This window comes from Acinetobacter sp. AOR14_HL, assembly GCF_027855175.1.
Classification (GTDB): domain Bacteria; phylum Pseudomonadota; class Gammaproteobacteria; order Pseudomonadales; family Moraxellaceae; genus Acinetobacter; species Acinetobacter calcoaceticus.
Map to the genome: position 1 here is coordinate 110,247 of NZ_JAKTII010000022.1, position 10,843 is coordinate 121,089.

General features: G+C 40.8%; 8 protein-coding genes. 4 read left to right on the plus strand and 4 right to left on the minus strand.

What is annotated here, in order from left to right:
- Position 1: 1 nt before the first annotated feature.
- Entirely contained in the window at positions 2 to 1,813 is a 1,812-nt protein-coding gene (gene atzF / locus MKL38_RS18615; RefSeq protein WP_270904069.1) for an allophanate hydrolase, read from the plus strand.
- Positions 1,810 to 2,832, plus strand: a complete 1,023-nt coding sequence (locus tag MKL38_RS18620) for an ABC transporter substrate-binding protein (RefSeq protein ID WP_270904070.1) — start codon at positions 1,810 to 1,812, stop codon at positions 2,830 to 2,832. Before atzF ends, MKL38_RS18620 begins: the two co-directional genes overlap by 4 nt.
- Before the next feature lie 48 nt (positions 2,833 to 2,880).
- Here the strand turns inward: MKL38_RS18620 and MKL38_RS18625 are convergent, their stop codons facing one another.
- From MKL38_RS18625 to MKL38_RS18640, 4 genes are all read right to left on the minus strand, one after another.
- Complete coding sequence (locus tag MKL38_RS18625; protein ID WP_270904071.1) at positions 2,881 to 3,762, minus strand: ABC transporter ATP-binding protein; 882 nt, start codon at positions 3,760 to 3,762, stop codon at positions 2,881 to 2,883.
- Complete coding sequence (locus tag MKL38_RS18630; RefSeq protein WP_270904072.1) at positions 3,762 to 4,706, minus strand: ABC transporter permease; 945 nt, start codon at positions 4,704 to 4,706, stop codon at positions 3,762 to 3,764. Before MKL38_RS18630 ends, MKL38_RS18625 begins: the two co-directional genes overlap by 1 nt.
- 95 nt (positions 4,707 to 4,801) lie before the next feature.
- Positions 4,802 to 5,203, minus strand: coding sequence for a hypothetical protein (locus tag MKL38_RS18635; RefSeq protein WP_270904073.1), 402 nt, complete (start codon positions 5,201 to 5,203; stop codon positions 4,802 to 4,804).
- Entirely contained in the window at positions 5,196 to 6,536 is a 1,341-nt protein-coding gene (locus MKL38_RS18640) for an MFS transporter (protein ID WP_270904074.1), read from the minus strand. The genes MKL38_RS18635 and MKL38_RS18640 overlap by 8 nt, the downstream gene beginning before the upstream one ends.
- Before the next feature lie 98 nt (positions 6,537 to 6,634).
- Between MKL38_RS18640 and MKL38_RS18645 the strand changes: the two genes are divergently transcribed.
- Both MKL38_RS18645 and MKL38_RS18650 read left to right on the plus strand, forming a co-directional pair.
- Complete coding sequence (locus tag MKL38_RS18645; RefSeq protein WP_035360871.1) at positions 6,635 to 7,531, plus strand: LysR family transcriptional regulator; 897 nt, start codon at positions 6,635 to 6,637, stop codon at positions 7,529 to 7,531.
- A gap of 103 nt (positions 7,532 to 7,634) precedes the next feature.
- Positions 7,635 to 10,835, plus strand: a complete 3,201-nt coding sequence (locus MKL38_RS18650) for a type VI secretion system Vgr family protein (protein WP_270904075.1) — start codon at positions 7,635 to 7,637, stop codon at positions 10,833 to 10,835.
- The last annotated feature ends 8 nt before the right edge of the window (positions 10,836 to 10,843 follow it).

Sequence of the window (10,843 nt, forward strand, 5' to 3'; positions counted from 1 at the left end):
CGTGTTGAAAAATTTATGGACAATTCAAGACTGGAAAACAGCATATCAAAACGGGCAAATCCATCTTGCAGATCTGATTGGCTACGTTGCAGAAATTAAAAATGATGATAATGCGTGGATTGAAATTGCATCGAACGAGCAGATTCAATCGCAAATTGATATTTTAAAAGACCAGAATATTGCTGACCTACCTCTATACGGCGTGCCATTTGCAGTCAAAGACAACATTGATGTCGCTGGCTTTCACACGACTGCTGCCTGTAAAGAGGTTCAATATTTAGCTAAGCAAGATGCCACTGTAGTTGCCAAGTTGAAAAAAGCAGGGGCGATTGTGGTGGGCAAAACTAACCTCGATCAGTTTGCAACGGGGCTGGTTGGCATTCGCTCTCCATACGGTGCAGTAAAAAATAGTTTTAATCCCGAATATATTAGCGGTGGGTCAAGCTCTGGTTCTTCAGTAGTGGTTGCCAATGGTATTGTGCCTTTTAGTTTAGGAACAGACACGGCAGGTTCAGGGCGTGTACCTGCGGGTCATAACAATATTGTGGGCCTTAAGCCGACAAAGGGCTGGTTTTCTACCACAGGTTTAATTCCTGCATGTCAAACCATTGATGTCATTTCTATTTTTGCGCTGCATATTGATGATGCTTGGACCGTTGCCAGTTTAATGCAGGGATATGATGAGGCAGATGAATATTCACGAGCACATCCAGCCAATGTACCAACTCAGTTTTCTAAACGAAAAATTGCCATTCCTGCCCAGCTTGAATTTTATGGTGATCTTGAATCTGAAAAAGCCTTTTTAGTTGCAATTGAGCGCATTAAAAAACTCGGTTATGAAGTTGAGAGTATAGATTTCAGCGCGTTTAATGAGCTTGCCGTTGCACTGTATAACGATGCTTGGGTAGCGGAAAGAACAGTCGCCGTTGAACGTATGACAACACGTGAAAAGGCTCATCCAGTCATTGCTCAAATTATTGCGCAGGCAGATAAATTCAAAGCAACAGATGCACTTCAAGCTGAATATAACCGCGCTGTACTGGCGCGAAAAATTAATTTGGCGTTACAGCCTTTTGATGCATTGATGGTTCCGACAGCGCCAACCATTTATACCATTGCCGAAGTTGAAGCCGACCCGTTGACTAAAAATGCGCACATGGGGGCCTATACCAACTTTGTCAATTTTTCAGATCTTTCTGCTTTAGCCTTACCAAATGTACTGCGTGATGACGGTTTACCAAGCGGGGTAACCTTTATTGCTCCAGCTTGGCACGATCAGGCACTGGCAAATTTTGCGCAGCTTTGGCAAACCGAAACACTGCTGGGTTTAGGTAAATCAACTCAACATTATCAAAAAAGTATAGAGATCCAGTCGAATCATTCAGTGCAGCTTGCGGTTGTGGGAGCTCACTTAACAGGTATGCCCCTTAATTTTCAGCTGACTAGCCGTAATGCTACTTTGCTCAAGAAAACTCAGACCGCAGATACCTATAAGCTCTTTGCTTTAAAAAATACCACACCACCAAAACCCGGCCTGCAATGCGATGCAGCAGGTACTTCCATTGAAGTTGAAGTGTGGGATGTTCCTTTAGCAAATTTTGGGGCGATTGTGGCTGAAGTGCCTGCACCGCTTGGCATTGGCAACCTCAAACTAAAAGATGGAACATGGGTCAAAGGCTTTATTTGTGAAGCTTATGCCATTCAAGATGCAACTGATATTAGCCATTTTGGAGGCTGGCGAGCCTATATACAGTCACTCAGTCAAACCGCTCAAAGTGTTGTTAGTAAAAATATTGGGGAAGTTTCTATATGATTAAAAAAGCGTTTTTATCCGTATCTATTTTATCGGCAGTTGTATTGGGTGGATGTGACAATACAGCTAAAGTGCCCGAGGCTAAACAAGATGCTCAGGCAGCCACAAATACAAAACCAATTACCATTGGCTATAGTGATTGGCCGGGCTGGGTGGCTTGGCAAGTGGCTATTGAAAAAGGTTGGTTAAAAGAAGCAGGGTTGAATGTAGAATTTAAATGGTTTGATTATTCGGCTTCTCTGTCAGCCTTTTCAGCAAATCAGCTCGATGCTGTGTTGGTCACCAATGGCGATAACTTAGTAACAGCTTCGGGTGGCACGCAAGGCATGATGATCATGGCAACAGATTATTCTGCGGGCAATGATGTCATTATTGCAAAAGAGGGTATTAGTACCATTCAAGACTTAAAAGGAAAATCAATCGGTGTCGAAAAAGGCTTGGTTGATCATCTTTTACTAGCAACTGCTTTAACCGACCATAACATTAAAGCGAATGAGATAAAGCTGGTAAATTCGGCGACAAACCAATTACCTCAAGTTTTTAATAGCCCAGATATTTCTGCAATCGCTGTTTGGCAACCCGTTGCAGGTCAGGCATTAAAAGCAGTGGCAGGTTCTAAAATTATCTATACCTCTAAAGACAAGCCGGGTTTAATTTATGACACTTTGACCGTCAACATGAGCCACTTAACTGCACATCAAGAAGAATGGAAAAAAATCATTCAGGTGTGGGACAAAACAGTTAAATATATTAATGACCCTGCAACTCATGCCGATGCAGTTAAAATTATGGCAAACCGTTCAGGGGTCGACCCAAAACAATATGAGTCGATGGTCAGCGGTACACATTTATTAGATATCAATGCCAATAAAAAAGTATTTGCTAAATCGGAAGGTTTTGACTCGATTTATGGCTCTACTTATCACGTCAATAAATTTAACGTTGAAAACGGTATTTATAAAACTGAACAAAATGTAGATGGGCTGATTTATCCAACACTGATAGAACAGCTCAAATAAGCCAAATAAAAAAAGCCCAAGTTCAGCTTGGGCTTTTTAATGTCTTACTTATTTCTCTGTACTGACCTGAGTCATACGCGGAATTTTTGGTAAATCTTGCAAAGCTGGGTCAAGTTCATCTTCTTCAGCATGTACTAGATAATCTACCCGTGAGCGGAGCTGTTTAAACTCAGGGGTAGTCATTAAGTCCAGTGAGCGTGGACGTGGTAAATTAACTTCAATAATTTCCTTAACTTCACCTGGGTTGGCTTTGAGTGCCACAATTCGGTCTGCCAGTAAAATGGCTTCATCCATGTCATGAGTCACAAAAATAATGGTGATATCAATGTTTTGCCATAAATCCATTAAGTGTTTTTGCATTTTTTGACGAGTGTGTGGGTCGAGTGCACCAAAAGGTTCATCCATGAGTAAGATTTTAGGTTGATTAACTAAAGCTCTAGCAATCGCAACGCGCTGTTTCATACCACCAGAAAGTTGGTGTGGATACTGATTTTCATATTTTTCCAAACCAATAATATTGATCCATTCGCGTGCTTGAGCTTCAGCTGTCATTTGACTAGCTCCTCGCATTTGTGGGCCAAACATCACGTTTTCTTTTACAGTTTTCCAAGGGAAAAGGGTATAACCCTGAAACACCATGCCGCGTTCAGGACATGGACCCGTAATGCATTCGCCGTCTACTAAAACTTCACCACTATGGTATGCGTCTAAACCTGCAATGACACGGCTCAGTGTCGATTTACCGCAACCAGAAGGACCAATCACACAAACAAATTCTCTTTTATGAATTTTTAAATCGAGCTTATTTAAAACAGTGCGTTCGCTTTGTCCATGCTTAAAGACTTGGCTCAGTTGTTTAGCTTCTAAAATAACAGGACGTTCATAAATTTTTTGAAAGTATTCATGCGCGTTAAATGTTGAATCATTCATTACTTTGCTCCTACTTTCCAAGTGAACATCCGCTCACCTAACTTCATTAATACCCAATCACAGACCAGTCCAATCACCCCAATAATCAAAATAGCCGCATAGACATTGTCAAAGTTTTGATAGCGTGCCTGTTGGGTAATAAACCAAGTAATACCAGAGGTTGTACCAATCAACTCTGAAACAATTAAATAGGTCCAAGCCCAGCCCAATAGCACACGTAAGTCTCGATAAATATCAGGTAAGGCAGCAGGAATCACCACGTGAAATAAACTTTTGAGCTTATTGGTGCCAAGGGTATAGCCAGCTTCAATTAAGCTTCGATCTACCATTCGGGTGGTATTGGCAATAATTAGAATTTGCTGAAAAAGCGTACCAATCAGAATAATTGCAATTTTAGGTGCATCATTAATCCCTAAAATTGCCACTGCAAGTGCACCAAAGGCAGGAGCAGGTAAGTAACGGAAAAACTCGACAAAAGGCTCTGTTAACAGTGAAATGCGCTTAGAAAAACCACACAAAATACCTAGTGGAATCCCGATTAATGAAGATATGAAAAAAGCTGAAAATACCAGTTTAATACTGTGCCATAAACTTTGATGAAACCACGGCGAATCAGGTTGTTCGGGTGGCGTAGTAAATGCAGTCACCAAAGCTTGAGCGACTTCATGAGGAGCGGGTAAATAAATCGGATTGACCAAAATACCTTGTGGTGGTGCAGAATTTCGATTGACTGCATTTTGTGCCTCGAGATAGAACACATTTTTATCAACACGACTTCCTACTTGTAAGTAAGAAACACTTCCCGAACTCGTGATTTGTACTTGATGATGCCAAACAAAAGGTAAGTAACTGATTGCGCACCAAAGACATATTGGAATAACGAAAGAACAAATACTGAGAATCAGCTTGTTCTTTCGCGTAAATTCCTTTGCAACATAACCCATATCGAGAGCTCCCCATTTTGATCAGTATTACGATTTTCATAAAACGTAATATTGTTAAGCAAAATAAGTGCCATCTTTAAGGTGCTCTAGATGAGTTAATAAGATGAGGGAACTAAAGTTTCATGCAAATAAGTCCAATAACATTTTTCGCCTTCTACTTTAATGCAGGCTGTAGAAGTCCGTACTGTCTCGGTTTCACTCGTTTGCTGATGTTCCTGATATTGCACCCAACAATAATTTTCAAATTCGTATAAAGCTGTACTCTTAATAATGTCGATTTTTAAAGAAGGTTTGTTCCCGATATTTTGGCTAAATAAACTATGCACTTCGGCGAAACCAATGCTGTGGCCTTGAACCGTGACCATCTTAAAATTTTGATCGAAACTATCTAAAAGTGAGTTAAGACTTTGCTCTGCATTTTGGCCTGTAAATACATTTTCGATCAAAACGTGTAGGTCAATCACGCTTTGAATGGCCTGATCCATTTGATTAGACATGGGTTTTCTCCTTTAAAATGGGAATGAGTGAGAGTAAGCAGAGTAAAGCTGCAATTAAAAAAGTATGTTGATAGCGAAGCAGATCGCTTGAGCCAGACATCAAGTTATATATCGAAATGAGAACAACAGTACCGACACTAAATGAAACTTGTCGATTGATGTTCCAGAGTACACTGCCTTGTAGTAAATCTTGACCCTTGAAATCAATTAACGAACTGATTTGGGCAATATTGGCGCTTAAGCCACCTCCCATACCCATCACTAAATAGGCGAATACTAAAAAGCTTATGGAGCTAGTGTTTGAAATAAAAAATAAAAGAAAGATACCAAGGCTATGAAGGGTAATGCCAATAATAAGTAAATATTTTTTTTCTATTTTTTGATAGAGCAGGCCACCGCTGATCATTGCTACTAGCGCACCTGCTGCATAGAGCAACATGAATGAGCCAGTTTGTTTTGCATTAAAGCCAAGGTTAACCTGTAAATTAAAAATATTGAGTAAATTAACACCTGTAAAAATACCGGGAACAGCGTAATAGACAATAAATGCATTACGTAAATTTTTATTTTTTAATAACTCAAGATTAAGAACAGGATGGGAAATTTTTTTCGCATGTCGAATATAAAAAATAAGCATTCCGACTGAAATTAGAAAACTAGTTAGAGCGAATGAGGCGTTATGGTAATCACTATAGAAGGAAAATGAGAGTAACAAACATAACAGGCTTATATTGAAAATAACCAAGCCTTTTATGTCTGGTTTTTCACTCGACACATTCTCTGTTTTTTTAACCCATAGCCACGCTAGAAATGAGGCAAGTAAAGAAAATGGAAGATTAGAAAAAAACACCCATCGCCAACTCAATGAATCAATAATCACACCACCAAGGGCGGGTGAAAATGCGGGCGCAATTAAGGCAATTGCCATAATCATTGTAGAAATGCGTTGGCGTTCTTGATTTGGAAATAAGGCATATACGAGTGCTTGGCCTACGGGAATTAATAAACCTCCAGCGATACCTTGAATAAATCGCCAAAAGATTAAGCTATAAATCGATTCGCTAAATCCAATAAAGCAAATACTTATAGAAAATAACAGCATCGAATAACACAATAACTTTTGGTTCCCAAGCTTGGTGGCTAACCATAAGCTCATGGGCATGATTAAAATGAGGCCGAGAATATAGGCATTTGTTACCCAAGCGACCATGGATTGGCTGACTGAAAATGATGATGCAATATTAGGTAATGCAATTGCTGACATAAAAATGTTAATGCAATCAATAAAGAACCCAAGTAAAAACACCGTTGCTATTTTATATCGATAAGACATACCTACCTCCGTGCAGGCAGGGTAAGATTCGGCTCTTTTATTGTCGATGCAAGCGAAGTAAAATCATTGTTTAATAATTTCAAACAATCGGCTGAATTGTGCAAAAGAATCTCAAGCAAATTACTAGTTTTTTACAAGTTGTCGATTCGGGATCTTTTACTAAGGCTGCCGAAATTTTGGGACTGAGCCGATCAATGGTCAGTATTGATATAAAACAATTAGAAAAGCAGTTAAATACAAGTCTCTTAATTCGAAACACCCGTAATATTGCATTAACTGAAATAGGTCAGCATTTTTATCAAGATTTTAAACAAATCCAGCTTCAGATTGATGAGGCTTTTGAGCGAAGCCAACATTTAGGTACGAGCATTACAGGCACTTTACGGTTTTCATCTACCAATGAATTTGGTCAACGCTTTATTCTGCCTTTACTTCCTGAGTTTTGTCGGCTTTACCCACATTTACGACTACAATATTCGTTTAATTCATCGCTTGATGATTTAGTCACTGAAAAATTAGATCTTGTTATACGGCTAGGAAATTTAAAGAATTCATCTCTAAAAACTCGAAAAATCGGAGAATATCCAATTTATCTTGTGGCTACTCCGCAATTTATACAAAACCATCCTGTAGAAAATATATCCGATTTGGCAGATGTTCCTTGGATTGGTCACACCTTATTAAATTGGCAAGATTCACAATATATTTTGCAAAATAGTTTAGGCGAGCAATATTCATTACCTTTTATTCGAAGTCAGTATGAATCAAACTCGGTAACCGCAATTCATCAAATGGCGCTGTCATCATTAGGTATTGCGATTTGCCCAGCATGGTTAGTTGATGAAGATATTCAACAAAACCGCTTAATTCGGTTATTTCCTGACTTCTCGTTACCGTTACAAAATATTCAATTACTTTATCCTAGTACTTCTAATTTACCAGCCAAAACTCGGGCATTTATAGACTTTTTGGTAGCCCGTCTTTCTTTTAGATAAACTAAAAAGTATGTAAGTTATGGACGATAAGCTATTTTATATAAATAGACAATTCTGTCTGTTTTTTATAAAATAGCGCTGATTATGACTCAGTTTTATAATAATGATGTCCAATAAAATATTTCAAATTTTAGATAGTTTAGGTTTGGTTGCACAGAATCGTGTACTTCATGTGCAATTTTCCAACCCATCATTAAACAATCAAGTCTTCTTGCAACGCATTGAAGGCGAACATACGCTCAATCAGGGCAGCGTTGCTGAGTTACTGTGTTTGTCGACGAACGCGCATATTGCATTAAAACAATTTATTGGCTGTCAGGTTGCTGTCGATCAGGTCACTGACATGGGCCAGTTTTTTAGAACCACGGGCATTATTACCGAAGCGAGCCAAGGTCAAAGTGACGGCTCACTCACCATTTATAACTTAACTTTAAAAGACCCAACTGCACTTTGGCATAAACGTCGTAATAGCCGCGTGTTTATGAATAAAAGTGTGCGGGATATTAGCGAAATTCTATTTAAAGAATGGCAGGGGAAAAGTCCGTTATTTGCCTCAAGCTTAACGCTCGATACAGCCAGTTTAAGTAAAGACTACGATGTGCGTCCATTTGTGATGCAGTCAAACGAAAGCGATTATGACTTTTTAACCCGTTTGTGGCGCAGCGAAGGCATTAACTGGCTAGTCGATGAATCGCAGCTTTTGGTCGCTGACCCGAATGCGTCCATTCAGCCGCAAGTGTTACGTTTAATTGATGATAACCAAAATTATCAGGCTCTTGAGCGCCGTAGCCTACGTTACCAGCGCAGCAGTGCCACCGAACAATTCGATACCATTACCCAAGTCAAAGCTGAGCGCCGTTTACAGCCGACATCGGTTCATGTGCAACGCTGGCAAGCCGATGCCTTACAACAAGAAGAGGGTAGCGGCAGCGTACAAGGCACGCAGCAGCACAGTGAACACTATGACAATGCCAGCCTAAACCTTGAAGATGCATGGCACGTCAGCCCCGCTTGGATGCAGGACTTAAACGGTGAAGACCAAGCCACCGCTTCAGGCAATAGCCAGATTGAACAGCTTAACCAGCACATCAATGCTTACCATCACCTGAGCTCTAAGCAGTTTACCGTTTCTGGTAATGTCCGCGATGCACAAGTGGGTTACTGGTTCGAACTTAATGACCATCCTGAACTTGAGCGCCACGACAGTGCCGATAAAGGGTTCTTAATCTTAAGCAAACACTACTATAACCAGAATAATTTACCGAAAGAATTACAACAGCAACTCGAGCGCCTGTTACCAAAAAAAGACAAGCTCAAGGCAGCCCAACTCGACACGCAAAACCCTGAGCAGCGCCATTTTGCTGAACTCAATGTCGTTCGACGCAATATTAAAGCTGTGCCTGAATATAACCCGCTAGAACACCGACCAGCCGCTTACCCGCAGCGCGCTAAAGTGGTGGGGCTAGACGGCGAAAGCATTCATGTTGACCAGTGGGGGCGCATTAAAGTCCGCTTCCTATTTGCCCGAACAGATGACCATAGTCATGATGGTGGAGCGGGAAGTAACGACAATGACACCGACTCTGCTTGGGTCGATGTGCTGACCCCGTGGGCGGGTGCGGGTTATGGTGCCCGTTTCTTGCCACGCGTGGGCGAGATCGTGGTGATCGACTTCTTTGACGGCAACATTGACCGTCCATTTGTGGTCGGACGCATTCACGAAGCTGAACGTCACCCAACCCAATTCGATCAGAAAGGCCAGTTACCTGACACAAAAAAGCTAAGCGGTATCCGCTCAGAAGAAGTGGATGGTAAAGGTTTTAACCAGTTACGCTTTGATGACACCACAGGACAAATCAGTGCCCAGCTACAAAGCAGCCATGCAGCCAGCCAATTAAACTTAGGTAACTTAAGCCATCCAAAAGACAAGGCGGAAAGTGATGGTCGTGGTGAAGGCTTTGAACTCAGAACAGACCAGTGGGGTGCGGTAAGAGCTGGCAGTGGTTTACTCATTAGTACCCATAAACAGGACCAAGCCCAAGGTGTACACCTAGATGCAAATGAGGCCAAACAACAAATAGAAGGCGGTCTTAACAATGCCAAGGCACTCAGTGAAGTTGCTAAAAACCAGCAAACTGATCCATTGGAAGTGCTTGAGAACTTAAAAACCTTCATAGAACAAATAGAAGAAAAAGATCAAGACAAAGCTGCTGCTTTTAAGCAAGCCTTGATGATATTAACTGCACCTAACAGTATTGCTCTAGCCAGTAATGAAGACATTCACTTAAGCGCAGATGCTCAGTTAAGCCAAACTGCTGGAGACAGCATTAATCTGTCTACTCAAAAGAACCTGATCGCACATGCCCAAAACAAGATCAGCCTTTTTGCTGCTCAAGAAGGGGCAAGACTCTATGCAGGCAAAGGCAAAGTCGAGATACAAGCGCAGGGCGATGGAGCAGATTTAATTGCCCGTAAAGCGGTTCAGATTATTTCTACAGAAGATAAAATTGAAATTAGTGCTTCTAAAGAAATTGTTATCACGGCGGGCGGATCTCAACTCAAGATTAATGGCTCGGGAATTTTCCCTGTTACTGGTGGTAAGTTTGAGGTGAAGGCTGGGCAGCATTTATTTATGGGGGGAGGAAGTGCGAATTTCAGTTCTTCACTACCGCCTCCGCCAAAACGTAGCCCAGGAACTTTAGAGCTCATCCATGATTATGCGCATGGTGAGTTTGTTAAAGGTGGAAGTTATACAGTTGTCGACAACTTAGGAAAAGAAGTCACTGGCAAGTTGGATGATAAAGGATTCGCAAGAGTTTGTGGCTTAGCAACAGGTGCAGTAAAAGTCTTCTTTGAACCAGATCACCGTGATCCTTGGGATGCAGCAAGTGACTTTAAACGTCCAGTTGAGTGGCCAAATAAGAATGATGCGGATAATGAGCAATCAGATTCCTTAATTGCACAAATGAGTAAAACAGCCCAGTCCAAACTTGGTGAATTATCTAAACAATTAACCAATCCTGCGAATATTATGAAAAATATTCAAACTGCACAAAGCATAAAATCTGAAGGAGCAAAGGCTTTAATGCCGTTATTAAAAACAGAAGCGCAGGGATTAGTGACTGATCAAGTGAAAAGCTTTTTACCTATTTCAGAAGTAGGTAAAAAAATAGGGAACAATATTGATCTTGCATCAATTCAGAAAATAAATGACTTCAGCAAATTAAGTTCTGTTGATAGCGGTAGTTTGCTGGCTAACCCGCTTCCTCAATATTTGCAAAGTCCTTTTAAAAAGAATTCATAGAGAAAGAA

What these genes read in the sequence shown, in the direction of transcription:
- MKL38_RS18635 (WP_270904073.1), bottom strand. Translation starts at nt 5,203, where the DNA reads ATGTCTAATCAAATGGATCAGGCCATTCAAAGCGTGATTGACCTACAC.
- MKL38_RS18620 (WP_270904070.1), top strand. Translation starts at nt 1,810, where the DNA reads ATGATTAAAAAAGCGTTTTTATCCGTATCTATTTTATCGGCAGTTGTA.
- MKL38_RS18640 (WP_270904074.1), bottom strand. Translation starts at nt 6,536, where the DNA reads ATGTCTTATCGATATAAAATAGCAACGGTGTTTTTACTTGGGTTCTTT.
- MKL38_RS18650 (WP_270904075.1), top strand. Translation starts at nt 7,635, where the DNA reads ATGATGTCCAATAAAATATTTCAAATTTTAGATAGTTTAGGTTTGGTT.
- MKL38_RS18630 (WP_270904072.1), bottom strand. Translation starts at nt 4,706, where the DNA reads ATGGGTTATGTTGCAAAGGAATTTACGCGAAAGAACAAGCTGATTCTC.
- MKL38_RS18625 (WP_270904071.1), bottom strand. Translation starts at nt 3,762, where the DNA reads ATGAATGATTCAACATTTAACGCGCATGAATACTTTCAAAAAATTTAT.